Annotated in this window: 24 protein-coding genes; 6 read left to right on the plus strand and 18 right to left on the minus strand. The window is 71.8% G+C overall.

Annotation, left to right across the window (positions count from 1 at the left end; all coding sequences use genetic code 11):
• Positions 1-166: 166 nt before the first annotated feature.
• On the minus strand, positions 167-1,096 hold the full coding sequence (locus ACWD26_RS03335; protein WP_451265704.1) for a phosphotransferase family protein: 930 nt from the start codon (positions 1,094-1,096) through the stop codon (positions 167-169).
• Positions 1,097-1,340: 244 nt separating this feature from the next.
• Between ACWD26_RS03335 and ACWD26_RS03340 the strand changes: the two genes are divergently transcribed.
• Positions 1,341-1,634 carry a hypothetical protein gene (locus ACWD26_RS03340; protein ID WP_451265706.1) on the plus strand — a complete coding sequence of 98 codons (294 nt, stop codon included), beginning with the start codon at positions 1,341-1,343 and terminating at the stop codon, positions 1,632-1,634.
• A 104-nt stretch (positions 1,635-1,738) separates the two neighbouring features.
• Here ACWD26_RS03340 and pspAB read toward each other — a convergent pair whose 3' ends face one another.
• The 5 genes from pspAB to glnA all read right to left on the minus strand — a co-directional run bounded on the left by pspAB (position 1,739) and on the right by glnA (position 6,624).
• Positions 1,739-2,326: a PspA-associated protein PspAB gene (gene pspAB, locus ACWD26_RS03345; protein ID WP_451265708.1), complete on the minus strand. Its 588-nt coding sequence runs from the start codon at positions 2,324-2,326 to the stop codon at positions 1,739-1,741.
• A gap of 6 nt (positions 2,327-2,332) precedes the next feature.
• Positions 2,333-3,310 carry a zinc metalloprotease HtpX gene (gene htpX, locus ACWD26_RS03350; protein WP_451265710.1) on the minus strand — a complete coding sequence of 326 codons (978 nt, stop codon included), beginning with the start codon at positions 3,308-3,310 and terminating at the stop codon, positions 2,333-2,335.
• A gap of 65 nt (positions 3,311-3,375) precedes the next feature.
• Entirely contained in the window at positions 3,376-4,809 is a 1,434-nt protein-coding gene (locus ACWD26_RS03355) for a hypothetical protein (RefSeq protein ID WP_451265712.1), read from the minus strand.
• 8 nt (positions 4,810-4,817) lie between these two features.
• Positions 4,818-5,075 carry an SCO2583/SCO2584 N-terminal domain-containing protein gene (locus ACWD26_RS03360; RefSeq protein WP_451265714.1) on the minus strand — a complete coding sequence of 86 codons (258 nt, stop codon included), beginning with the start codon at positions 5,073-5,075 and terminating at the stop codon, positions 4,818-4,820.
• Between the two features lie 139 nt (positions 5,076-5,214).
• Positions 5,215-6,624, minus strand: a complete 1,410-nt coding sequence (glnA, locus tag ACWD26_RS03365) for a type I glutamate--ammonia ligase (RefSeq protein ID WP_451265716.1) — start codon at positions 6,622-6,624, stop codon at positions 5,215-5,217.
• A 198-nt stretch (positions 6,625-6,822) separates the two neighbouring features.
• Between glnA and ACWD26_RS03370 the strand changes: the two genes are divergently transcribed.
• Positions 6,823-7,290, plus strand: a complete 468-nt coding sequence (locus ACWD26_RS03370) for an RDD family protein (RefSeq protein ID WP_451265718.1) — start codon at positions 6,823-6,825, stop codon at positions 7,288-7,290.
• 99 nt (positions 7,291-7,389) lie between these two features.
• Here ACWD26_RS03370 and ACWD26_RS03375 read toward each other — a convergent pair whose 3' ends face one another.
• From ACWD26_RS03375 to lipB, 4 genes are all read right to left on the minus strand, one after another.
• On the minus strand, positions 7,390-8,091 hold the full coding sequence (locus ACWD26_RS03375) for a DUF4191 domain-containing protein (protein WP_451265720.1): 702 nt from the start codon (positions 8,089-8,091) through the stop codon (positions 7,390-7,392).
• A 224-nt stretch (positions 8,092-8,315) separates the two neighbouring features.
• Entirely contained in the window at positions 8,316-8,519 is a 204-nt protein-coding gene (locus ACWD26_RS03380; protein WP_451265722.1) for an SCO2195 family GlnR-regulated protein, read from the minus strand.
• A 279-nt stretch (positions 8,520-8,798) separates the two neighbouring features.
• Complete coding sequence (gene lipA, locus ACWD26_RS03385) at positions 8,799-9,788, minus strand: lipoyl synthase (RefSeq protein ID WP_451265724.1); 990 nt, start codon at positions 9,786-9,788, stop codon at positions 8,799-8,801.
• A 181-nt stretch (positions 9,789-9,969) separates the two neighbouring features.
• The gene (lipB, locus tag ACWD26_RS03390; protein WP_451265726.1) at positions 9,970-10,761 is read right to left on the minus strand and encodes a lipoyl(octanoyl) transferase LipB; all 792 of its coding nucleotides are present in this window, start codon (positions 10,759-10,761) and stop codon (positions 9,970-9,972) included.
• Positions 10,762-11,211: 450 nt separating this feature from the next.
• On the opposite strand from lipB, the gene ACWD26_RS03395 reads away from it, so the two are divergent.
• Positions 11,212-12,651 (plus strand): regulator, encoded by a 1,440-nt coding sequence (locus tag ACWD26_RS03395; protein ID WP_451265728.1) that lies wholly within the window; start codon positions 11,212-11,214, stop codon positions 12,649-12,651.
• A gap of 69 nt (positions 12,652-12,720) precedes the next feature.
• Here the strand turns inward: ACWD26_RS03395 and ACWD26_RS03400 are convergent, their stop codons facing one another.
• Together ACWD26_RS03400 and ACWD26_RS03405 are read right to left on the minus strand one after the other, a co-directional pair.
• Positions 12,721-14,118, minus strand: a complete 1,398-nt coding sequence (locus tag ACWD26_RS03400; protein ID WP_451265730.1) for an NAD(P)/FAD-dependent oxidoreductase — start codon at positions 14,116-14,118, stop codon at positions 12,721-12,723.
• 370 nt (positions 14,119-14,488) lie between these two features.
• Complete coding sequence (locus ACWD26_RS03405) at positions 14,489-15,409, minus strand: TIGR01777 family oxidoreductase (RefSeq protein ID WP_451265732.1); 921 nt, start codon at positions 15,407-15,409, stop codon at positions 14,489-14,491.
• A 147-nt stretch (positions 15,410-15,556) separates the two neighbouring features.
• On the opposite strand from ACWD26_RS03405, the gene ACWD26_RS03410 reads away from it, so the two are divergent.
• The gene (locus tag ACWD26_RS03410; RefSeq protein ID WP_451265734.1) at positions 15,557-16,045 is read left to right on the plus strand and encodes an N-acetyltransferase family protein; all 489 of its coding nucleotides are present in this window, start codon (positions 15,557-15,559) and stop codon (positions 16,043-16,045) included.
• Positions 16,046-16,105: 60 nt separating this feature from the next.
• Here the strand turns inward: ACWD26_RS03410 and ACWD26_RS03415 are convergent, their stop codons facing one another.
• Positions 16,106-17,290: a MarP family serine protease gene (locus tag ACWD26_RS03415; RefSeq protein WP_451265736.1), complete on the minus strand. Its 1,185-nt coding sequence runs from the start codon at positions 17,288-17,290 to the stop codon at positions 16,106-16,108.
• Positions 17,291-17,871: 581 nt separating this feature from the next.
• On the opposite strand from ACWD26_RS03415, the gene ACWD26_RS03420 reads away from it, so the two are divergent.
• Positions 17,872-18,603 (plus strand): peptidoglycan recognition protein family protein, encoded by a 732-nt coding sequence (locus ACWD26_RS03420; RefSeq protein ID WP_451265988.1) that lies wholly within the window; start codon positions 17,872-17,874, stop codon positions 18,601-18,603.
• A gap of 143 nt (positions 18,604-18,746) precedes the next feature.
• Positions 18,747-19,031, plus strand: a complete 285-nt coding sequence (locus ACWD26_RS03425) for a hypothetical protein (protein WP_451265738.1) — start codon at positions 18,747-18,749, stop codon at positions 19,029-19,031.
• On the opposite strand, the gene ACWD26_RS03430 is transcribed toward ACWD26_RS03425, so the two are convergent.
• The 5 genes from ACWD26_RS03430 to ACWD26_RS03450 all read right to left on the minus strand — a co-directional run bounded on the left by ACWD26_RS03430 (position 19,021) and on the right by ACWD26_RS03450 (position 24,793).
• Positions 19,021-19,539: a DUF4240 domain-containing protein gene (locus ACWD26_RS03430; RefSeq protein ID WP_451265990.1), complete on the minus strand. Its 519-nt coding sequence runs from the start codon at positions 19,537-19,539 to the stop codon at positions 19,021-19,023. The two genes, ACWD26_RS03425 and ACWD26_RS03430, sit on opposite strands and share 11 nt — an antisense overlap.
• A gap of 84 nt (positions 19,540-19,623) precedes the next feature.
• Positions 19,624-20,634 carry a helix-turn-helix transcriptional regulator gene (locus ACWD26_RS03435; protein ID WP_451265740.1) on the minus strand — a complete coding sequence of 337 codons (1,011 nt, stop codon included), beginning with the start codon at positions 20,632-20,634 and terminating at the stop codon, positions 19,624-19,626.
• A gap of 265 nt (positions 20,635-20,899) precedes the next feature.
• Positions 20,900-23,602, minus strand: coding sequence for a pyruvate dehydrogenase (acetyl-transferring), homodimeric type (aceE, locus tag ACWD26_RS03440; RefSeq protein ID WP_451265742.1), 2,703 nt, complete (start codon positions 23,600-23,602; stop codon positions 20,900-20,902).
• Positions 23,603-24,060: 458 nt separating this feature from the next.
• Complete coding sequence (locus ACWD26_RS03445) at positions 24,061-24,534, minus strand: hypothetical protein (protein WP_451265744.1); 474 nt, start codon at positions 24,532-24,534, stop codon at positions 24,061-24,063.
• A gap of 127 nt (positions 24,535-24,661) precedes the next feature.
• Positions 24,662-24,793 carry a hypothetical protein gene (locus tag ACWD26_RS03450; protein ID WP_451265746.1) on the minus strand — a complete coding sequence of 44 codons (132 nt, stop codon included), beginning with the start codon at positions 24,791-24,793 and terminating at the stop codon, positions 24,662-24,664.
• Positions 24,794-24,801: the final 8 nt, after the last annotated feature.

Raw genomic sequence — 24,801 nt, forward strand, 5'->3', positions numbered from 1 at the left:
GCCGAGCCTGGCGACCTGCCGAGCCTGTCGACCCGCCAAGCCCCCTGAGGTCCCGAGTGCCGTCGAAGCCCGGAGTCCTCGACCACATCCTCCAGGACGCCACTGATCGCCGTACTCCGGCATGCGCACGTCCCGCCTCCCTCTTTCCCCGGGCGGGGGCCGGGGGCTACGCGTACCGCTCCAACACGCCGCCCACATACGCCTCCAGCCGCGCCCCCAGCACCTCCGGCGTCAGATCCGTCCGCCCCAACTCCCGCCAGGGCACCGCGACCTTCTCCGCGTCGGGCGCGTAGGCGAGCGCGTCCAGCAGCCGCCAGTACAAGTGATGCTGATCCACGGCCAGTTGATGCCCGCCCCGCGCCTCGTACCGCTCACGGAACCCCAAGCCGTACTCCGCCCCGTGCAGCAGCGCGAGCGCGGTCGAGCAGTGGGCGACATCGAGGTCCGCCGGCCCCCACGAGGTCTCCACCCAGTCCACCACCCCGCTGATCCGCAGCCCCTCACCCGAGCCGGCGAACAGGACGTTCCCCGGATGGAAGTCCCGGTGCAGGAAGCACCCTTCGTACGCCGGCGCCTCCCGCCGGATCACGTCCACGGCCCGCTCCCACAGCGGACCGCCGGGCGTGCCGACCCGCTCGGGCGAGGTCCAGGCCTGGTACGTACGAGGCCGTTCCTCGGGGACGACCGCGTGGATGCGGGCGAGCTGCCCGGCGAGCAGGTCCAGCCGAGCCTCCAGGCCGGCGCCCTCCTCCACCCGCACCGATCCCGGCAGCAGGGACATCAACAGCGAGGGGTGGTCGGCGAGTTCGGCGGCCGGGTCGACGGCGTGGAGCCGTGGCGCGGGAATGCCGTCGTACGCCGAGAGCAGGGTGAGCATCGCGGCCTCACGGTTCAGCAGCCCGGGAGCGTGCAGCCGGAAGAACGGCTTCACGAACGACCGCAGGACGAGACCCGTCCCGTCGTCGAGCGTAAGCCGGCGCATCACGGACGTCCAACCGCCGCGCAGATCAGCCCAGTTCCTTACCTCACGGCCTGCCGGAAGCTGCTTGGCCACCCACGCCCGGGTCGCCGCCCACTCCTGATCGTCGAATCCCATGCGGCCAGCATCGCCGATAAATGGGATGCTGGCGCACCCGTCCCACGAGCATCCTGGATACGCGCAGCGGAGTACCCGGGCACCGGGCCCGCGCAGGACGGGTATCACTTTCCGGCCCCGGGGCTACTCTGCTACGCACCGTCGGACGGCCGCCCTCACCCCCCAGCGCCCCGTCGGACAGACACGCATCCGGTCTCAGATCCAGCACAGTCATCCACCACGCCACGCCCCGAGGAGTCCCGTCATGGGCACCTTGATCCTTTCGGCGACCGCGGTTCTGGTCGTCATGGGTTTCTCCAACCAAGTCCTCTGGCTGGCCGCGGTCGCCCTGCTCTACCTGTACGTCCGCTACGGCCGCACGGGGGGAGGCTCGGCGACGTCCTCGTCGGGATCCCCGGCAGGCGGCGGCTCGGCCCAGCCCGCTTCCTACCGCGCGTACCGCGATCGCCGTGACCAGCAGGCGAAATGGGAGCGCCGCTACCGCCGCGAACGGCCTCTCGGGACCCGTCGGCAGGACCGCGACAGGAGCGGCAAGTAGCGACAAACAGTGACCACTGTGATCAGTGGTGACCAGCAAGTGATCGCCAGTGGCCAGTGGTCAGTGGCCAGTGGTCAGTGGTCACAGGAGTGCCCCGGGGCCCGTCACAACCCCGGGGCACCCCAGATCGGGAACCATCGGCTGAGCTCCGGCTCGATCCGCAGATCGTTCCCGAGTACCGCCCGCACCCGCAGCTCCAGCGCGTTGTCCCGCCGTCGCTCCGCACCCGGCAGCGGCGCGAACGGATAGAACGTCCCGCGCTTGTAGAGATAGACGAGCCCGAGCCGCGTACCCTCGCCCTCATCCCGGAAGCCCACCACCGAGCACAGCAGCTGCGGCCCGAACCCGTCGCTCTCCAAGGCGCTGTTGACCGCGTGCAGATCGCTCACGAGGGCGGGCAGGTCCTGCGCTTCCCGCCGGGAGACCAGCCACGAGTAGCCGTACGCGTCCCGCTCGATCCCGACCGGCGGCCCGGTGCGCCCCGCGTCCGCGTCGAGTAGGGCCCGCACCTCCCGTCGTACGTCGTCGAAGGCCGCTCCCTCCACGGTCGCGAAGCACACCGCGCCCGTGCCGGTCGGCGTGAGGGAGAGAGCGGCCTCCAGCGTGACGGCGGCCGAGGGCAGGGCGAAGAGGCGGTCGAGGTCGGGTGCGACCGGCTTCGTACGCCCGAGGATGATGTCCAGAAGTCCCATGCCCGCTCAACCCGCCTTCCCGGACCCCCGGGATTCCCCGGCTCCCCCGGATTCCGCAGCTCCCTCGGATCCCCCGGAACCCGGCGCGGAGGCACCGCCCAACTCAGCCGAGATACGGGCCAGTTGGTCGAGCCGCTGCTCCAGTGGCGGATGGGTGGCGAAGAAGCGGGCCAGATGCGGGTGCCCGCCGAGCGCGGGCGTGAAGTAGAAGGCGTTGAAGGCCTGCGAGGTCCGCAGGTCCCGGGTCGGGATCCGCGCGATGTCCCCGGTGACCTTGGTGAGGGCGGAGGCGAGCACCGAGGGCCGTCCGGTGAGCAGGGCGCCCGACCGGTCGGCGGCCAGCTCGCGATACCGGGACAGCACCCGGATCAGCAGGAAGCTCAGCACGTACACGGCGGCGGAGACGCCCATGATCACACTGAACACGATGGCGGTGTTCTGGTCCCGCCGCCCGCCGAACATGTGCGAGTAGAAAGCGAACCGTACGACGAGTCCGGCGATCACGCCCAGGAACGAGGCGACCGTCATCACGGCGACATCGCGGTGCGCCACGTGCGACAGCTCGTGCGCGAGCACACCCTCCAGCTCGTCCGGCTCCAGCCGCCGGAGCAGTCCCGTCGTCACGCACACCACCGCGTGATCGGCGTTCCGCCCGGTCGCGAACGCGTTCGGCATCTCCATGTCCGCCACCGCCACCCGCGGCTTCGGCACGTCCGCGACCGCGCACAGCCGGTCCACGACCCCGTGCAGCAGCGGATACTCCTCCGGCTCCACGATCCGCCCGCGCATCGCGTACAGGGCGACCCGGTCGGAGAACCAGTACTGCGCCCCCAGCAGCACCGCCGCGATAACCACGACCAGCACCCAGGACTTCAGCAGCGCGATCAGCACGGCCACGAACACCACGTACAGCAACCCGAGCAGAAACACCGTGACCGTCATCCGCGCGGTCAGCCGGGGATCACTCCGGAAACGTTCAGACATCCGTACCACCCCGCACTCAGGCAGCCACTCGTCCCGCTTCCATTGTGCGCCCGGGGATTCCTGACTCAGGCGTCGAGCCCGGCCTCCCGCTTCCGCAGCCGCAGCACGTGGTCGCTGAACAGGTGGCGGCCACGATCGAGCAACTCGCCCACTTCCGGGTCACCGCGGCGAACCTCCGCCGACGGATGCCACCCCTGCACGGCCTGCCCGGCCCAGGTCCGCAGCCTGCCGTCCGGGTCGTCCAGCAGCGCCGCGGCCGCCCGCAGCCGTACGACCCCACCGCGGGCGTCCAGCAACCGGAACGCGGCGACCCGTGTGTGCCGTGGCCGCTCGGCCCCCAGCCGTTCCGTCAGCCACTCCTCGGGCAGCCGCTCCGCCGACGGCAGCAGCGCGACGGTCGCCTCGCGGACGACCCCGGGCTCGGGATCGTCGAGCAGGGGCCGCAGCCGCCGTACGTCGGACACGTCCAGCAGCCGCAGGGCCGCCACGGCACGGGCCCGTACCCCCGGCGCCGGATGGGCCAGCAGCGGCCACAGCAGCCCGACGTCCGCCCGCTCCCCGCACTCGGCGAGCCCGATGACGTGCCCCGGCCGCAGCGCCGGATCGTCGGCCGCCTCGCACCAGGCCCGGTACAGCGGCGCCGGATCGGTCCCGTACCGCCGTACGACATACCGCGCACAGGCCCGTACCAGCGCGGACCGGTCGCCCAGGAACGCCACCGCCCGCTCCGGCCGCCCGGCCCGCCGCAGCGCGGTGACCCCGGCGGAACGGGCGCGGGGGTTGCGGGCGGCCAGGAGGGGGTCGAGCACGTCGTCGTACGACTCCTCCGGTACGGCGGCCAGCGCCGCCTCCGCGCACAGGTCCTGGACGACGGCGTCATCGTCCCGGGCGGCGGCGCGGGCGAGCCCGGCGGGGGAGAGGAGCCCTTCCTCGATCGCCAGCCGGTGGGCGAAGCGGCGGACGGCGGGGTCCGGGGCCGTGAACAACGGCGTGAGCCGGTCCAGCGGAGCCCGGCGGAGCACCTCGGTGAGCAGCCCGGCGGCGAAGGCGCCCCGGTCGCGGCGGCCGACGAGCAGGATCAGTGGGGCCAGGGCGACGGCCGCGGGGACGTCGAGCACCTCGCGCAGCAGGGCGCGGGCACGCTCCCGCACCGGCCCGGCCCAGTCGGCGGCCCGGACGACGACCAGGGGCAACAGATCCGGGTGCGCCATGGCCGGCCGCAGCGCCGCCTCACGCACCCGGCCGTCGTGGTGGCACAGGGCGAGCGCGAGCCGGGCCTCGGTCGGTTCCACCCGGCGCGGGAGGACGCCGCCGAGCCAGGCGCGCCGCCCCTCCACCTCGTCCCGCGTCGGCAGCAGATCCCGGCCGGTCCAGCAGCGCGTGCCCGCGTCCAGGTCGAGCCAGGCACCGGGAGCGGTGACGTCGACCGATTCCCGCAGCGCCCCGCCCCGCGCGAGCCGCAGTGCGGCCTCGCCGCCGCCCCGGAGGTCTTCGCGCATGCCCGGCCTCAGTACGAGGACCGGTAGTTGATGTAGCCGATCAGCGCGATCAGCCCCGCCACACAGCCGAACACGATCACCGTCGACACCCAGGACGACCGGCGCGGTGCGCCTCGGTCGGGGGCGGCGCGGAAGGGCTGGGGCGCGGGCGGGTTCTCCTTCCAGCGGGCCGCCAGCATCCGGGCCCGTGCGGAGGGCTCCTTCAACTCGGCGTTGTCCGCCCACTTGATGTCGAACTCGCGCTCGTCGTCGTCCTGTTCGGGCATCCCCGTGTCTCCCCGTCGTCTCTCTCGAACAGCCGTGCCAGAACCATACGACGGCGCCCCCGTCCCGAGAAACGGGAACGGGGGCGCCGTGGAACTGCTCAGCGGCCGGTCGGGACCTCAGGCAGGGCGTGCGGCTCGATCACACGTCGAAGTACAGCTCGAACTCGTGCGGGTGGGGACGCAGCTGCAGCGGGGCGATCTCGTTGGTGCGCTTGTAGTCGATCCACGTCTCGATCAGGTCCGGCGTGAAGACGTCGCCCTGGAGCAGGAACTCGTGGTCGCGCTCGAGGGAGTCGAGGACGGCCGGGAGGGAGGTCGGGACCTGCGGGACGCCCGCGTGCTCCTCGGGGGCGAGCTCGTAGAGGTCCTTGTCGATCGGCTCGGCCGGCTCGATCTTGTTCTTGATGCCGTCGAGGCCCGCGAGCAGCAGGGCCGAGAAGGCGAGGTACGGGTTGCCGGAGGAGTCGGGCGCGCGGAACTCGACGCGCTTGGCCTTCGGGTTCGAACCCGTGATCGGGATACGCATGGCCGCGGAGCGGTTGCGCTGCGAGTAGACCAGGTTCACCGGGGCCTCGAAGCCCGGGACCAGACGGTGGTACGAGTTCACCGTCGGGTTGGTGAAGGCCAGCAGCGACGGGGCATGCTTGAGGATGCCGCCGATGTAGTAGCGGGCGGTGTCCGACAGGCCCGCGTAACCGGCCTCGTCGTAGAAGAGCGGGGAGCCGCCCGACCACAGCGACTGGTGCACGTGCATGCCCGAGCCGTTGTCACCGAAGATCGGCTTCGGCATGAACGTCGCGGTCTTGCCGTTGCGCCAGGCCACGTTCTTCACGATGTACTTGAAGAGCTGGAGGTCGTCGGCCGCGGCGAGCAGCGTGTTGAACTTGTAGTTGATCTCGGCCTGGCCGGCGGTGCCCACCTCGTGGTGCTGGCGCTCGACCTGGAGGCCGGACTTGGCCAGCTCCAGGGAGATCTCGGCACGCAGGTCGGCGAAGTGGTCGACCGGCGGGGTCGGGAAGTAACCGCCCTTGTAGCGGACCTTGTAACCGCGGTTGTCCTCCAGCGCACCGGTGTTCCAGGCGCCCGCCTCGGAGTCGATGTGGTAGAAGGACTCGTTCTCCGAGGTCTTGAAGCGCACGCTGTCGAAGACGTAGAACTCGGCCTCGGGGCCGAAGTACGCGGTGTCGGCGATACCGGTGGACGCGAGGTACGCCTCGGCCTTCTTCGCCACGTTCCGCGGGTCACGGGAGTACTGCTCGCCCGTGATCGGGTCGTGGATGAAAAAGTTGATGTTGACCGTCTTGTCGCGGCGGAAGGGGTCGACGCGCGCGGTGGACAGGTCGGCGCGGAGCGCCATGTCGGACTCGTGGATGGCCTGGAAGCCGCGGATCGAGGAGCCGTCGAACGCGAGCTCCTCGGCCGGGTCGAAGGCCGTGGCCGGGATCGTGAAGTGCTGCATCACACCCGGCAGGTCGCAGAAGCGGACGTCGACGAACTTGACGTCCTCGTCCGCGATGTACTTCTTGGCCTCGTCGGCGTTCTGGAACATCCAGCTCCTCCTACTCCCGACGTCTCCTGCCGGGGTGGTAGTTCGTTCGTGCTGCCAGTGCGGTGGCACACGCTGTCGTCGACACTAGGGACGGGTGATTTCTCGTACGTGACCCATTTGTTTCGCACAAGTTAACCGGACATCCCGCCCCGCACCCCACCTGTCCGTATGGCAGAACGGTCGCAGTACCGTGGTCGGGTGGACAAGAGGCAAGCAATCGGATCGTGGCTCTCCGGCCCCCGCGCGGCCGCGGAAGACGCCGGAGTCGACTTCGGGTACAGGGGAGAGCAGCTCGGTCTGCCGGAGGAGGGGCCGGGTTCGATCGCCCGCCCCGGCCGACGCCTCGGAGCCCTGGCCGTCGACTGGGGCCTGTGCCTCTTGATCGCATACGGTTTGATCACCGACGGCTACGACCAGGCCACCAGCAACTGGGCCCTGCTCATCTTCTTCCTGCTCCACGCCCTCACCCTGGGCACGGTCGGCTTCACGCCGGGTAAGCGCCTCTTCGGCCTCCGCGTCGTCGCCCAGGACACCGGCACGGTCAATCCCTGGCGCGCCCTGGTCCGCACGGTGCTGCTCTGCCTCGCCATCCCGGCCCTGGTCTGGGACCGCGACGGCCGTGGCCTGCACGACCGGCTGGCACGCACGGTGGAGGTCCGCATCTGACGTCGTACGACGATGCCGGCCGTACCGCGATGACGGCCGTACGACGATGGGGGCGCCCGGTGTGATCCGGGCGCCCCCATCGTCGTACGAGTAGGGAGATCAGCGGGCCTTCGGGCCGCCCTTCGGCATGCGCATGCCCTTGGGCATCGGGCCCTTGGGAAGCGGCATGTTGCTCATCAGGTCGCCCATCGCGCGGAGCCGGTCGTTGGTGGCGGTCACCTGGGGGCCGGAGAGCACGCGCGGCAGCTTGAGCATCGTCGTGCGGAGCTTCTTCAGCTCGGTCTGGCCCTCACCGGTGCCCACGACCAGGTCGTGCACCGGCACGTCCGCGACGATGCGGGCCATCTTCCGCTTCTCGGCGGCCAGCAGGCTCTTCACACGGTTCGGGTTGCCCTCGGCCACCAGGACGATGCCGGCCTTGCCGACGGCCCGGTGCACCACGTCCTGGCTGCGGTTCATCGCCACCGCGGGAGTCGTGGTCCAGCCACGCCCCACGTTGTCCAGCACCGCCGCGGCGGCGCCCGGCTGGCCCTCCATCTGCCCGAACGCGGCCCGCTCGGCCCGCCGTCCGAAGACGATCGCCGTCGCGAGGAAGGCGAGCAGGAGGCCCAGGATGCCGAGATAGATGGGGTGACCGATCAAGAAACCGATCGCGAGGAAGACACCGAAGGTGACGATTCCGACAGCCGCGAGTACAAGACCGATCTTCTTGTCGGCCCTGCGGGTCATCTTGTATGTCAGAGCGATCTGCTTGAGTCGCCCGGGGTTCGCAGCGTCCGCTGCGGTTTCCTTCCTCGCCATGGCACGAAGTCTACGTGTCCGGGGAAGCGAGGACGACGGCGGTGCCGGTGGGGACCGGAGACCGGCGGCTGCGCTGGGGAAGCGGCGCCGGGCGGCGGCGGTGCCGGCGGAGAGCGGCGGTCGAGCGTGAACGGTGGTCGAGCGTGAACGGTGGTCGCGCGCGAGCGGTGGTCGTGCGCGAGCGGTGGTCGTGCGCGAGCCGGGGTCCTGCTGAGTGACTGTGGTTACGACGTGCGCGAGGCGACGGCCCGTTCGAGGACGCGCTCGGCCTCGACACGGTCCTTGGCGCGGCGGCGGTCCTCCAGGACGGAGGTCCAGGCGTTGCGACGGGCGGTGCGCTGTCCGCTGCTCATGAGCAGCGACTCGACGGCACGGAGTGCATCGGTGAACGACGGGATCGCTGTGGCGCGAACGGGCGCGGCCTGCATGATGAGGTCCCCCTCGGGATGGGTGTCTGGCTAGGACCCTGTACCGGGTGTGAAACCAGGGTCACTGATTGGTGTTACCAGGGCGTGACCGACCGGTCAAACACCAATGAAGCCTTGATGCGGGGCCCTTAAACCCCGACGCGGTCCTGACAGCGCCCTCATCTGCGAGGACGGTCAGAACCGCGCCCAATCGGCCATTACCGGCCAGTAGCTACTTGTGCTCGGATTCACACGAGCTGATGGCACTCCGTGCCATTTGGCGGAAGGCTCCGCAGGGGGTCATACGGCCTGCGAGGCGACGTACGCGCCACCCCGCTGCGGAGCAGCTGAATGACGCTGCTCGACGGCCATCTGGTAGAGACGGCCGGCGCGGTACGAGGAGCGGACCAGCGGGCCGGACATCACGCCGGAGAAGCCGATCTCGTCGGCCTCCTGCTTCAGCTCTACGAACTCCTGCGGCTTGACCCAGCGCTCCACGGGGTGGTGGCGGACGCTCGGACGCAGGTACTGGGTGATGGTGACGAGCTCGCAGCCGGCGTCGTGCAGCTGCTTGAGCGCCTCGCTGACCTCCTCGCGGGTCTCGCCCATGCCGAGGATCAGGTTCGACTTCGTGACCAGACCGTAGTCGCGCGCCTCGGTGATGACCTTGAGCGAGCGCTCGTAGCGGAAGCCGGGGCGGATGCGCTTGAAGATCCTCGGGACCGTCTCGACGTTGTGCGCGAAGACCTCGGGGCGGGAGGCGAAGACCTCCTCCAGCAGCTCCGGCACGGCGTTGAAGTCGGGCGCCAGCAGCTCGACCTTGGTCCGGCCGTCCGCGCGCTCGGCGGTCTGCTGGTGGATCTGGCGGACCGTCTCGGCGTACAGCCAGGCGCCGCCGTCCTCCAGGTCGTCGCGGGCGACGCCGGTGATGGTGGCGTAGTTCAGGTCCATCGTGACCACGGACTCGCCGACGCGGCGGGGCTCGTCGCGGTCGAGAGCCTCGGGCTTGCCGGTGTCGATCTGGCAGAAGTCGCAGCGCCGGGTGCACTGGTCGCCGCCGATGAGGAACGTCGCCTCGCGGTCCTCCCAGCACTCGTAGATGTTGGGGCAGCCCGCCTCCTGGCAGACCGTGTGCAGACCCTCGCTCTTCACGAGGCTCTGCATCTTCGTGTACTCGGGGCCCATTTTCGCCCGGGTCTTGATCCACTCGGGCTTGCGCTCGATGGGGGTCTGGCTGTTCCGGACCTCCAGGCGCAGCATCTTGCGTCCGTCCGGTGCGACTGCGGACACATCGGCTCCCTGTGCTTCGATTCTTCGGCGTCCACCAGGGTACGCCCGTACGGTTCTCGGTTTCCGGGGTGGGCAACCCTGCGGAGTCGGGGCGCATTCCCTGTGCGTTCTTCGGCTGCGCGAGCAGCCCCCACCCACCCGCACCCGCCGACGCACCCGACTCGCCGAGCTCTGACGCGGACTACGCCGACGACCGCTCAACCTCCCGCGGCTTCAGGTCCGCGTTCTCCAGGATGTCCCGGAGGTGGCGTTCGGCCACCGGCAACACCTCGGCGATCGTGACGTCCCGACCCAGTTCGCCCGCCAGGGACGCGACCCCCGCGTCACGGATCCCGCACGGGATGATCCGGTCGAACCACTTGTTGTCCGGGTTCACGTTGAGCGAGAAGCCGTGCATGGTGACGCCCTTGGCCACGCGGATGCCGATCGCGCCGACCTTGCGGTCCTCGCGTCGCTGCCCGGCGTTGGAGGGCGCGTACTCCGGCCCGTTCATCCGGGGGTCGAACTCGTCGTCCGTCATCCGGGGGTCGAGGTCCAGCGAGAGCCCGCCCAGCCGCTGTTCGACCGGATCGCCGAGCACCCACACACCACTGCGGCCCTCGACCCGGGTGGTCTCCACCCCGAACTCCGCACACGTACGGATCAGGGCCTCTTCCAGACGCCGTACATGGGCCACCACGTCCACCGGGCGGGGGAGCTTCTGGATCGGGTAGCCCACCAGCTGGCCCGGGCCGTGCCAGGTGATCTTGCCGCCGCGGTCGACGTCGATCACGGGCGTGCCGTCGAGGGGGCGCTCGTTGTCGGCCGTGCGCCGGCCGGCCGTGTAGACCGGCGGGTGCTCCAGGAGCAGCACGGTGTCGGGGATCTCGTCGGCGAAGCGCGCGGCGTGCACCCGGCGCTGCTCGTCCCACGCCTCCTGGTACTCGACGGCCTCCGTGCCGAACCCCATGCGGACGAACCGCAACCCACTCACGGCAAGCGCCTCCCTCGGCGGTACTGCCGGGCGGCGGCACCGCGATAGCCCTGTCAGGCGCGTGCCGCGCCCAAGCCACTGTACGACCGTACGACCCGGCGGTGTTCGAGCGGTCTCCGGCCCCGGCGCCCGGCCCCGCCGCCGGCCCGCGTCCGCACCGCCGTTCGCCCTGAAGCCCGGAGAGCGTCGTACCGGGCGCGCCGGTGTGGGCCCGCGTCCGTCGTACGCCCCGGCCGCCGGGCGTACGAGGGGCCCCGCCGGCGCGTGTCGGAGGCCACCCCCGTCAGCCGTGCGGCGAATCCTCACACGATCGGATGAATGGGTGCGGAAGTGTGCGATCAGACGCTTACTCTCCGCTACATTCGCGCCGTTCACAAGGCCGCAAAGGCTTCTCACCAGGCAATCCGGGAAACCCCGCCGACACCCGGAAGGCAGGAGACCGCACCGCAGATGACGGAACGACCCGCGCAGCGCACCCCCAACCGCCAGCTCGCCGCCCTCATCGCAGAAGCGGGGTTCTCCAACGCGGGACTAGCGCGCCGAGTGGACCAGCTCGGTCTCGAACACGGCCTCGACCTCAGATACGACAAGACGTCCGTCACCCGCTGGCTGCGCGGTCAGCAGCCCCGCGGGACGACGCCCGCACTCATCGCCGAGGTGTTCACCCGCCGCCTCGGCCGCAGGCTCACCGCCCAGGACCTCGGCCTGGACGCCTGCGCCCCCGTCTACGCGGGCCTGGAGTTCGCCGCGACACCCGAGGAGGCCATCGACATCGTCGGCGGCCTGTGGCGCAAGGACTCCGGCAGCCACGCCGAGCTCCGCAAGATCGCTTTCACCCCGGCGGGACTGGTCGTCCCCAGCCGGGACTGGCTGATCGGCCGGCCCGACGACCGCGTGGGCCGGGGTGATCCGGGCGCCACCCGGGTCCCCCCGCAGGGCCGCCCGGCCGTCCCCCGGCAGCGCAGCCAGACCGAGCGGGGCCCCGGCCAGAAGGTCACCGGCGGGGACATCGCCGCCCTCCGTTCGGTCGGCGAACTCTTCCGCGCCCTCGACGACGCCTACGGCGGCGGCCACGCCCGCCAGGCCCTCGTGCGCTACCTGGAGCACGAGGCCGAGCCCATGCTGCGCGGCGCCTACGGCGAACAGATCGGCCGACGGCTCTTCGCCGCCGCAGCCGACCTGACCCGGCTGGCCGGCTGGACCTCGTACGACATCGGCGCGCACGGGCTCGCCCAGCGGTACTTCGTGCAGGCGCTGCGGCTGGCGCAGGCGGCGGGGGACCGGGCGTACGGGGCGTACGTCCTCGTCACGATGAGCCGGCAGGCGGTCTACCTGGGGCACGGGCGGGAGGCCGTGCAGCTCGCGCGCGTCGCCCAGCAGGGCGTCGGGTCGGCCGTGCCGCCGGTCGTGCAGTCGCTGTTGCACGCCGTCGAGGCGCGCGGGCACGCCGTCCTCGGAGAGGTACGGGCCTCCACGGCCGCCCTGGTACGGGCCGAGCGCGCCCTGGAGACGGCCCGTTCCGGGGACGAAGTCCCCTACTGGGCACGGTTCTTCGACGAGGCCCAGCTCGCCGACGAGTTCGGCCACAGCCACCGCGACCTCCAGCAGTACCGGGCCGCCGCGCAGCACGCCGAACGATCCCTGCAGTTGAGGGCGCCCGCCTACGCCCGCAGCCGCCTCTTCTGCCGCGTCGTCCTCGCCTCCGCCCGCCTGGGCCTCGGCGAACTGGACCAGGCCTGCCAGTTGGGCGCGGAAGCCGCGGGCCAGGCCGCCGAGATGCGGTCCGTACGAGCCGTGGAGTACGTCCGCGACTTCGAACGCCGCCTGGAGCCCTACCGCGACGCGGCCCCGGTGAGGGGGTACCGCGACAAGGTGGCGGCGCTGGGGTAGGCGTGCGACCCGGTGAAGGGGCGCCCGGTGATCCGCCGGGCGCCCCTCGCTCGTTCGTCGGACCGGTTCTCACGCGGCCGTTTCCAGCGGCTCCTCCAGCGGGGCCGGGCGGGCGTCCAGGTCCGTGAGGACCGCGTGGGCGGCCCGGCGGGCGGAGTGGAGGGCGCCCTGGACCGTGCTGGTGTCGCGGTGGTCGCCGCAGACGTAGAGGCCGGCGAGGAGGCGTACGGGGCGGCGCAGGTCGTGGGGCGGGGGCATCGCGGAGACGGCCTCGGGGACGTGGTGCGCGGCGAGGAGTTCCCAGCGGGTGGTGGACGTGCGGTAGAGACGGGCCAGTTGGGCCCGGACCGTGGCATCGAGGTGCGCGGGGTCCGGCGGCGTGCCGAGCACCGTGGAGGTGATCAGGGCGCGGCCCGCCGGTGCCCGGCTCGGGTCGACCTCGCTGATGACCGCCGTGTGCGAGACGGGTCCGCTGCGGTCGGCGTCGAGGAGCAGCGCCGGTTCGCTCAGCGGCGGCTCGTCCGTGGCGTGGTGCAGCACCGTCACCGGGTGGAACTCCGGCACCCGCAGGCCGGGAAGCAGGTCGGCGGCGGACCGGGCGTCCGTGGCCAGCACCACCGAGCGGCAGCCGAGTGCACCGTGGTCCGCCGTCGTCACCGAGGTCGTGCTGACCCCGGTGACCCGGACGCCCGTACGGACCGAGCCCGGCGGCAGCGAGGCCGCGAGCAGTTCGGGCAGCGTGTCGGCGCCGCCCTCCGGAATGCACAGCCGGCCCGTCGCGTAGGTGTGCAGGGCCAGGTCGGCGCAGCGGCTGGACGTCTTCAGCGCCGGGTCGGCGAGGAGCGCGGCCAGCAGCGGGCGTACGAAACCGTCGATGGTCCGGGGCGGGAAACCCCGGGTCGCCAGCGCCTGGGCGACCGGGACCTCCGCCCGGGTGAGCAGCCGCTCGGGCGCGGTCGCGGCGAGCCGGGCCAGGGCCATGGCCAGCCGGGACTGGTCGGCGGGGGCACCGAGTCGGCCGGGCCGGGTGCCCGTGGAACGGCCCTGGGGGCGGCCCTGGTTCCGGGGGAGCCTGGGGGCGCTTGCGAGGGCGCGTGCGGCCGTGAGTGCGCCCCTCGCGCTTCGTAGGACGGGGGTGGCGCCGGCGCGCTGATGACGGCCGTCGGCGTGCAGCAGGACGCCGGGGGCGAACGGCCGCAGCGGCAGGGTGCCCAGCCCCGGGGTACGGCGGAGTTCCGGGTACGACGTGGACAGCAACGGAGCCGTCCGGTCGAGGCGGAAGCCGTCGATCTTCTCGGTGGACATACGTCCGCCGACGGCGGGCCCGGCCTCCAGGACGGTGACCCTCAGCCCCGCCCTGGTCAGATGTACGGCCGCAGCGAGGCCGGCCACGCCGGCTCCTACGACGATGACGTCCACGTTCTCCGTGTCCGCCGGGAACGCCGACTGGTGCACCGACTCAAGCACGTGCCCCTCCCGAGGTCGCGCGGTTGCGGGGACTTTATGCCCCCAACACCCATCTGAAATACCTGAGTTCGGGATGAGAGTGAAGGTGGGGGCCGGTTGCGGGGAAGGAGCGTGTGACCTCGCACGGGGGCATGGGAGGGGTGCGTGTGCGCCGGGCGTTCGGGGGTGCGGGTTCGTCGGCGACCGCGGGCCCGGTGGGGCTTCTCGCGCAGTTCCCCGCGCCCCTAAAAGATCAGGCCCTGCGGGCCGGGAAGACGACGGGGCTGCGCCCCGAAAAGCGCGGGGCGCAGCCCCTGCTTTTCAGGGGCGCGGGGAACTGCGCGAGAAGCCCCACTCACCCGCACCCGACAGCGCACCCCGGCGCCCCCTATCACCCCGCCGCCGCCCGGATCGCGTCCTCGATCTCCGGATGGGTGAACGTGAAGCCCGACTCCAGCAACCGCGTCGGGACGGCCCGTGTGCTGCCCAGGACGTCGTCCGCGACCCCGCCGAGCACGAGCCGCAGCGCGGGCGCGGGGACGGTGAGGAGGGTGGGGCGGCGCAGGACCCGGCCCATGGCCGCCGTGATCTCGCGGTTGGTGAGCGGGGCCGGTGCCGTCAGGTTGAACGGGCCGGACAGGGACGGCGTGAAGAGCAGATGGCGCAGGGCCGCGACCTCGTCGTGGAGGGAGATGAAGCTCCAGTACTGGCGGCCGTTCCCCATCCGCCCGCCCAACCCGGCCTTGAACAGCGGGAAGAGCGGGCCCCAGGCGCCTCCGCCCCGGGCCACCACCAGCCCCGTACGGGCGAACGCCGTACGGATCCCGGCCCGCCGTGCGGCCTCGGTCGCCCCCTCCCACTCCACGCACACGGCGGACAGGAACTCCGACCCCGGCTCCGCCGACTCGTCCACCACCCGGTCGCCCGTGTAGCCGTAGAACCCGATCGCGCTGCCGTTGACGAACACGCTCGGCGGTGTGTCCAGGGAGGCCACCGCCTCCGCGAGCGTCCTGGTGCCGAGCACCCGGCTGCGCCGGATCGTCGCCCTGTACGCCTTTGTCCAGCGGCGGGACGCGACCCCCGCACCGGCCAGGTTCACCACGGCCGCGCACCCCACGAGCCCCTCGGTGTCGACCCGTTGGGCCTCCGGGTCCCAGCACACCTCGCCCCGCGCCCGGGGCGCCCGCCGCACGAGCCGGAGCACCTCGTACCCGTCGTCGGTGAGGGAGCGGGCCAGCGCCGAACCGATCAGGCCGGACGCCCCGGCGATCGCGATACGAGAACCGGGCGGAACGGGCGATTCAACGGTCATGTCCCCATCCTGTCGCCTGATCGGCGAAGCCGCGGGCCCGGGGGGGACCTGGGGTACCCGCCGACCTGCGACATCCGGCATCCGGCCGTCCGCCACCCATGACCGCCGTCGAGCGCCGCCGTCGAGCGCCGCCGTACAGTGACCGTCATGCCGGTTCCGCACATACGCGCCGCGATCCCCGCCGACGAGGACGCGCTCAGCCGACTCGACCGCGTCACCTGGTCCACGCTGCACTCCGTCCAGGAGCGCCCGAGTGAACCGTACGAGCCCTTCTTCAACGAGCGTTACGGCCCCCAGGACCATCTGGTGGCCGAACTCGACGGCACCCTCGTCGGCTACGTCCGGCTCGCCCGGCCCTCACCGCTCGCCTGCCACGCACACGTCCGCCAGATCCAGGGCCTCGCCGTCGCCGAGGAGGCCCGTGGGACCGGTGTCGCGCGCGCCCTGCTGCGGGCCGCGCGGGACGAGGCCCGGCGCCGTGGCGCCCGCCGCCTCACCCTGCGGGTCCTCGGTCACAACACCCCGGCCAGGAAGCTGTACGAGTCCGAGGGGTTCGTGGTGGAGGGGGTCCTCCCGGAGGAGTTCCTGCTGGACGGGGCGTACGTGGACGACGTGCTGATGGGCTGTCGCCTCTGACGCCCCTGCCCCGGTCCCCCTGCCCCAGTCCCCAGTCCTTGTGAGGTCACGGGCACGAGGTCACGAGGTCACGAGGTCACCCGTGTCCACCGCCGCCGTCGCGGTCGCCGCGCGCTCCGCGTCCGGGGCGACCTCGTCGACGGTCAGGACGTACCCCGTCTCGGCGTCCGAGGTGGAGCGGGCGAAGACGACGCCGTAGACCTGGCCGTCGGTGGTGAGGAGAGGGCCGCCGGAGTTGCCGGGGCGGACCGTGGAGCGGATGGAGTAGATGTCGCGGGTGACCGCATCCGTGTTGTAGATGTTCCGGCCGGTCGCGTCGATCCGGCTGGCGACCGTGGCCGCCTGGAGGTCGAGCCCGCCGTCCTCCGGGTACCCGGCGACGACCGCCGCGTCACCGCGCTCGGCGCTGTCGTCGAAGCGGAGCAGCGGGGCCTGGAGGCCCGGGACGTAGAGGACCGCCACGTCCTTGTCGGGGTCGAAGAGCACCACCCGTGCCTCGTACGCCCTGCCCACGCCGCCCACGCGCACGCTCGGGTCGTCGATGCCCGCCACCACGTGGGCGTTGGTCATCACGTGCTCGGTGGCGTAGACGAAGCCGCTGCCCTCGCGGCCCTGGGTGCCCGCGACGCCCTCGATCTTGACCGTGCTGCGCTTGGCGGCGCTGGTCGCGGCCGCGGTCACGCTGTCCCCGGAGGGCCTGGCGACCTCGGCCGTCGCCTCGTTCTCGAACGGGTTGAAGACCTGCGGGAAGCCCGCCTCCGTCAGGGCCGAGGTGGCGTTGGAGAACCAGGCCGGAGTGGTGTCCGGCATGGTGTTCTGCACGGCGCCGAGCAGCGCGGAGTTGCGGATCGAGTTGGTCACCACCGCGGACGAGGAGGCCGCGAGGACGCTCGCGGCCACCCAGGCCACGATGAGCACGGCGACCGTGTTGGCCGCCGCCCCGCCGATGCCGTCGGCCACCCTCAGCGGGCTGCGGTCGATCTCCCGGCGCAGCCGCAGCGCCAGCCGGCCCGCCAGCTCGTGCCCGATCACCCCGGGGACCAGCACCGTCAGCACCGCAGTGATCGTCGCCGCCGGAGTGCCCGCCTCCACCAGCTCCATCATCCAGGGCAGCACCCAGACACCGATCGCCGCGCCGCCCACGAAACCGGCCAGGGACACACATCCCGCGACCAGGCCGCGACGGTACCCGGACGCCGCGTAGGCCAGGATCACCAGCATCAGCAGGATGTCGAGCACGTCCACTCCAGCCGCCTTTCTTCAGGGACCCTGTAGTACGCGTGCGGCGGGCGCAGTGATCAGCTACGCCCGCACGGCACCCCGGTGGCCCGCGCGAAATCGGCCACCGGCACGTCGATCTGTCCGAAACCGTGGAAACGTCCGGCCACATCTGTCTGGAACCGTAGAAACGTCCCGGACCGCGGCGTTGGTTCCTTCCGCTTCCACCGGGTGGCACACCCCACATCGCGGCCGACGCGCATCTGGGTGACTCTGAGGGCATGCGTGTGTTCCGGATGTCGCGGGGGGCGCGAATACGGCGGCTGCCGCGCGTGTGGCGGCGCCGAATACGGACCCCGCGCGTCCCCGACCCGGTCCGGGGCCCGCGCGACCGCCCGCGCACGGCCCGGATCCACCCGCGCCGGGCCCGCCACCGCGTCCGCCCGGCCCCGGGGCACGTCCGCCGGGCCCGTGACCGCCTTCGCCCGCTCCCGGCGCCCCTGCGCCGGGCCCGTGACCGCCTTCGCCCGCTCCCGGCGCCCCTGCGCCGGGCCCGTGACCGCGTACGCCTGTCCTGGGAGCGGCTGGATCCGCCGCGTCCCGTCCTGATGCTGCTGGCCTGTCTGCCCGGTCTCGCCGCCGCCCTCGCGCTGGCCCTGTTCGCGGTCGACGTGGGCCGTACGGGGCACCGCCCCGTACGGCCGGAGGTGGCCCGGCCCGCGCCGCACCAGGCGCCCAGACCGGCCATCGTGCCGCGGACCCGCTGGCTGGACGGGGAGGCACGCAGCCAGCCGCCCGCCCGCTACGACGACGAGGTCGCCGCGGTGTTCATCCACCACACGGACTCGCCGAACGACTACGACTGCGCCGACGCGCCCCGCATCATCCGCTACCTGTACGCGGGCCAGACCGGGGCCAAGGACTGGGACGACATCGGCTACAACTTCCTCGTCGACCGCTGCGGCACCATCTACGAGGGCCGCGCGGGCGGCGTCGACCGCGCCGTCACCGGCGCCCACACCCAGGGCTTCAACCACCGCACCGCCGGTATCGCCGCCCTCGGCACCTTCACCGCCGGTGTCCCCGTCCCCCAGGCCATGACCGACGCCATCGCCGCCCTCGCCGCCTGGAAACTCGGCCTCTCCGACACCGACCCCCGCGGCAGCGTCAAGCTCACCTCCAGCAACAGCCTCAGCCGCTACGCCTCCGGCACCACCGCCCTGCTGCCCACCCTCGCGGGCCACAGCGACGGCTACATGACCAGCTGCCCGGGCGCGGCCCTCGCCGAACGGCTGCCCGCGATCAGAGAGCTGGCGGCACGCCTCCAGGGCCGGCGCTGAGACGTCGGGCCGTCGAGACGTTGAAACGTCGAGCTGTCGAGACGGATCTCATGAGGTTCACAGACAGCGCGCCGTGCCCTCACAGACTTCTCCAAGATCCGCGCCCTAACTTCGTCGTGTCACGCCGACCGGAGGTGGGGAAAATGATCAGCCGTCGTACGAAGAGCGCCGCCCGCGACCCGAAGAAGTCCTGGTCCTCGGCCCTGCGGAGCCCCTGGACGGTGGCCTGCGCGACCGCCGTCGTCGTGCTCGGCCCGTCCGCCGTCACCGCGTCCGCGCTGGAGCGCGCCAACTCCGCGCCCCTGCACGGCGCCTCGGCTCCCGAGCAGCCGGGCCCGGGCAAGGAACGACGCCCGCACGCCCAGCCGTACGGCATCGAGCGGTACGCGTATCTGCCGCGTACGTCGAGCCGGGGGCTCAGGCCCTGAAGCGTTCCCAGAGTTTCGGATAGCGCTCCGCGAGCGCGGACTCGTTCTCGAAGTCCAGCGGGGCGCCCTCGGGTTCACCGGGGGCGGGCGGGATGCCGAGGTCCGGGGCGACCACTCCGGTGAGCTGCTCGTAGGCCTCGTCCGCGGCGTAGCCCAGCTCCTCGCCGTCCCCGTCGATCTCCTCGTCGAAGTCGTCCAGCAGATCGGCGAGCGAGTCCGGGTCGTGCACCGCGGCCTCGAAGACCTCCCGGCCCTGGCCGATCAGCCAGCACCGGAAGAAGTCGAACGCGTCGTCGCTGGCCCCGTCGAGCAACACCCAGGCGGCGCCCCACAGATCCCAGGTGTACGCGCGGTTGTAACGGGACTCGAAGTGCCGGGCGAAGTCCAGCACCGCCTCCGGGTCCAGCCGGCCGAGCCGTTCCACGAGCAGGTCGGCATGGTCCTCGGGATCGCCCTCGGCGTCCTCCCGAGCGGTGTCCACCAACTCCCAGAACTCCGTCTCGTCCATCACGGGTCCAGCATCGGGCCTGGGCGGGCGGGACGCACGTGGAGGCTGCGGATTGTTATGCCGAACACGGCACCCCGCACGGGTTCAGCCGGCCTCGTACAGTCCGGCGAGCCGGCGCGCGTCGCTCGCGAAGCGCTCCCGCAGGCCCTCGGGGGCCAGCACCTCCACCTCCGGTCCCAGCGCCGTGAGCTGGGTGTGCGCCACCTCCTCCGACTCGACCCGGAGCGCGACCGTCGTCCGGCCGTGCCCGTCGGTCTCGCCGTCCGCCGCCGTCAGGGCGTCCCGCGCCGCGACGGGGTCCATGACGTACGGCAGCCTGCGCACGCCCTCGGGCGAGAGCCGTACGACGACCTCGGCCCGCAGGATCGACCGGGCGAACCGTTCGGCGTGCTCGTCCCAGTGGGCGGGCAGGTCGAAGTCCTCGTCACGGGCGAAACGTTCCCCGTCGGCGTCGACGGTCGTGAAGCGGTCGATGCGGTACGTGCGGAAGGGCCCGGGAGACGGTGCGGCGCCGGGGGAAGGCGCGGCGCCGGGGACGCGGGCGCACAGGTACCAGACACCGGCCTTCAGCACGAGGCCGTACGGCTCCAGCTCGCGCTCGACCTCGGTGTCCCCCCTGCGATACCGCGCGACGATCCGGCGGTCGTCCCACACCGCGTCCGCCACGGCGGGCAGCAGTTCGGGTGTCTTCGGCTCCTTGAACCAGCTCGGCGCGTCCAGATGGAACCGCTGGGCGGCCGTACGGGAGGCGTCGCGGAGGGAGGGCAGGAGGGCGGCCGACACCTTGAGCCGGGCGGCGGAGGCCGCGTCCTCCAGCCCCATCTCCCGCAACGCGCCCGGCACACCGCTGAGGAACAGTGCCTCGGCCTCGCTCCGGCCCAGCCCGGTCAGCCGGGTCCGGTACCCGCCGATCAGCCGATACCCCCCGGCCCGCCCCCGGTCCGCGTAGACCGGCACCCCGGCCTCCGACAGCGCCTGGGCGTCCCGCGTCACCGTCCGCTCGGACACCTCCAGCTCACGGGCGAGTTCGGCGGCGGTCATCGAGGGCCGGGCCTGGAGAAGCAGCACCATCTTGATCAGCCGAGCAGCACGCATGCGCTCATGATGCCGGGCCACACGGTTCGTTGTCGGGCGCGGGTGGATGGGGGTTGCTCGCGAAGTTCCCCGCGCCCCTAAAAGACGCGGCCCTGCGGGCCGAAAAGCACGGGGCGCAGCCCCTGCTTTTCAGGGGCGCGGGGAACTGCGCGAGACGCCCCACCGGACCCGCAGATGGGGGTGGAAGGGGCCGCAGCCCCTGGGGGATGGGACGGGTAGGGGCGGCGGGGGCGAGGAAAAGCCCCAGCCGCCCCCCCCGCCGGTGTCACAGCCCGTACTTCTCCCGCGCTTCCTTCACCGCCGCCGCCTTGACCTCACCCCGCCGCGCGAGCTGCGCGAGGGCGGCCACGACGACGGACTGCGCGTCGACACCGAAGTGACGGCGGGCCGCCTCCCGGGTGTCGGACAGACCGAACCCGTCCGCACCGAGCGACGAGTAGTCCTGCTCCACCCACTGCGCGATCTGGTCCGGAACCTGACGCATGTAGTCGGACACCGCCAGCACCGGCCCCTCGGCCCCCTGAAGGGCCTGACGGACGTACGGCACCCGCTCCTCACCCCGCAGCAGCGCCGCATCCGCGTCCATCGCGTCCCGTCGCAGCTCGCTCCAGGACGTGGCCGACCAGACGTCCGCCGCCACTCCCCACTCCTCCGCGAGCAGCCTCTGCGCCTCCAGTGCCCAGTGGATCGCCGTGCCGGAGCCGAGCAGCTGGATGCGCGGGGCGTTGGCCACCGGCGACAGCCCCGCCGACTCGGCCGTGTTGAAGCGGTACAGGCCCTTGACGATGCCCTCGTCGATACCGAGACCGGCCGGCTTGGCGGGCTGCGGCAGGGGCTCGTTGTAGACGGTGAGGTAGTAGAAGACGTTCGGGTCCTCACCCGGCGCCGCCTCGCCGTACATCCGCCGCAGACCGTCCTTGACGATCGTCGCGACCTCGTACGCGAACGCCGGGTCGTACGTCAGCGCCGCCGGGTTCGTCGCCGCGATCACCGGGGAGTGGCCGTCGGCGTGCTGGAGGCCCTCGCCCGTCAGCGTCGTACGGCCGGCCGTCGCGCCGACGAGGAAGCCGCGGCCGAGCTGGTCGCCGAGCTGCCACATCTGGTCGGCCGTCCGCTGCCAGCCGAACATCGAGTAGAAGATGTAGAACGGGATCATCGCCTCGCCGTGCGTCGAGTACGACGTCGAAGCGGCGATGAAGTCGGCCATCGAACCGGCCTCGGTGATCCCCTCGTTGAGGATCTGGCCGTCCTTGGCCTCCTTGTAGTACATCAGCTGGTCGCGGTCGACCGGCTCGTACGTCTGGCCCTTGGGCGAGTAGATCCCGAGGGACGGGAAGAGCGACTCCATGCCGAAGGTGCGGGCCTCGTCGGGGACGATCGGCACCCAGCGCCGGCCGGTCTGCTTGTCGCGGACCAGGTCCTTGACCAGGCGGACGAAGGCCATGGTCGTCGCCACGTTCTGGGAGCCGGAGCCCTTGTCGAAGGCGGCGAAGGTCTTGTCGGCGGCGGCCGGCAGCGGGGCGAGCGCGTGCGTACGGCGGGCCGGGGCGGGACCGCCGAGGGCGGCGCGGCGCTCCTGGAGGTAGCGGACCTCGGGGGAGTCGGCGCCCGGGTGGCCGTAGGGCACCACACCGTCGACGAAGTCGCTGTCCTTGATGGGGAGTTCGAGCAGGTCACGCATTTGCTTGAACTCGTCAGTCGTCAGCTTCTTCATCTGGTGGTTGGCGTTCTTCGACGCGAAGCCCTCGCCGAGGGTGAAGCCCTTGACGGTCTGGGCCAGGATGACGGTCGGCGCGCCCTTGAACTCGACGGCGGCCTTGTACGCCGCGTACACCTTGCGCGCCTCGTGGCCACCGCGGGAGAGGTGGAAGCACTCCAGGATCTTGTCGTCGCTCAGCAGCTTCGCCATCTCGACGAGCGCCGGGTCGGCACCGAAGAAGTCCTGGCGGATGTAGGCGGCGTCGCGGGTCTGGTACGTCTGCACCTGGGCGTCGGGCACCTCACGCAGCCGTCGTACGAGCGCACCGGTCGTGTCCAGCTGGAACAGCTCGTCCCAGGCGGAACCCCAGAGCGTCTTGACGACGTTCCAGCCGGCGCCCCGGAACTGGGCCTCCAGCTCCTGCACGATCTTGAAGTTGGCGCGGACCGGGCCGTCGAGGCGCTGCAGGTTGCAGTTGATGACGAAGGTGAGGTTGTCGAGACCTTCGCGGGAGGCGAGGGCGAGTGCCGCCGTCGACTCCGGCTCGTCCATCTCGCCGTCGCCGAGGAAGGCCCAGACGTGGGAGTCGGAGACGTCCTTGATGCCGCGGTTGGTGAGATACCGGTTGAAGCGCGCCTGGTAGATCGCCGAGAGCGGACCGAGACCCATGGAAACGGTCGGGAACTCCCACAGCCAGGGCAGGCGCCGGGGGTGCGGGTACGACGGCAGGCCGTCGCCGCCCGACTCGCGGCGGAAGTTGTCCAGGTGGGACTCGTTCAGGCGGCCGTCGAGGAAGGCGCGGGCATAGATGCCGGGGGAGGCGTGGCCCTGGATGTAGAGCTGGTCGCCGGAGCCGTCCCGCTCCTTGCCCTGGAAGAAGTGGTTGAAGCCCGTCTCGTAGAGCCAGGCCGCGGAGGCGAAGGTGGCGATGTGCCCGCCCACGCCGTATTTGCTTCCCCGGGTCACCATCGCGGCCGCGTTCCAGCGGTTCCACGCGGTGATCCTGCGTTCCATCTCCTCGTCACCGGGCACGGACGGCTCGGCGGCGGTGGGGATGGTGTTGACGTAGTCCGTCTCGAGCAGCTTGGGCAGCGCGATGCCGTTGCCCTCGGCGCGCTCCAGGGTGCGACGCATCAGGTACGCCGCGCGGTGCGGCCCGGCCGCCTTGGTGACGGCGTCCAGCGAGGCCTGCCATTCGGCGGTCTCCTCCGGATCGCGGTCGGGGAGCTGGTCGAGCGCGCTCGGCTGGATGGCGTAGGGGTCGGTCATTGCGCCGCCTTCCTCAGTCGAAGGGGTTCCCTCATCGGTATGGGGTCGGGGGTTGCCCTTTGTCTTTGGCAGGACAGGGCGTGGGGCCTCGGTGCTGTGACACCTTGCGGCTCCGCCGCGTGGCCCGTCGGCGACTGTAACTCGCTGATCGATGATCGATCAAAGGGTTGAGTGGCAAAACCTCTTGATCACGAGAAAGTAGGCACGCGGTGCCTCAGCGTGGGGCACCGCGTGCCTGGCGTCCCGGGGTTTTCGCAGGTGGGGCGGTGATTGAGTCGGCGAGTGAGCGGGGGTGCGCTCTGGTGTTCGGGTGGTGGTGCGGGGATGACGGACATGACGGCCGCCGCAGCGGCTGGTGTCGCTGCGGCGGCCGGGGTGTCGTCACGGCGTCGTCGGCGGAGGCCTCAGGGCATCGCCGGCGCATTGCCCGTTGGCATCGCCCAGGCCTTCGTCGTCGCCTAGGTCATCGCCGTCTGCCGGGGGCGGGTCGCCGACTCCGGGGTGTCGGCGGAGGGCTCGCGGTCCTGTGCCCTGTCTCCTTCGGTGCGGTCGCGGGCGGCCTGCTGTTCGCGGGTGATCACCTCGGTGGCCGCGCCGACGGCGAGGGCGACCGGCCATTGCAGGACCCCGGCGACGGCCATGCCGCCCAGGAGGCCGTAGTAGGCCAGCTTGCGGGGGCCGGGCAGGAACGATGTGGCTGCGCGGGCGCCGGCGCGGGCGCCGGTGAACATGTCGCCCGGGGTCACGTAGGGGATGGGGACCCGGGGGTGCGCGGTGTGCATGTGCAGCACCTTGCCGCCGTGCCGTTCCTCCTGGTCCTGCGTCGCCTCGGGACCGGCCGCCCCGGTCTCGGTCGCTTCCGTGCGGAGCGTCGTGTCCTGGTCCGACGCTCGTTCTTGCGGGTACTCCGGGTTTGTTTGCGGGGAAGTCATCGCCGTCCTCCCATGCTGGGAGAGTGAGTCAGGAAGTCTCCCCCTACCGCCTTCCAGGTCTGGGTGCAGATAAACGTGCAAATCGTACGAAAACGGTGTGCGCGTGGAGGAGTGGGTAGGTGTGCGGTCAGGCGTACGCGGGCGCCGGGCGGCCGGTGCCGAGGAGCGCCTTCCAGAGCTGGACGGAGAGGCGGATCAGGGCGGCTTCGAGCAGGGCGACGGCGACCTGGGTGAGGATCTTGGCGAGGATGTGCGGCATGGTTCGAC

The organism is Streptomyces sp. NPDC002787 (assembly GCF_053592095.1).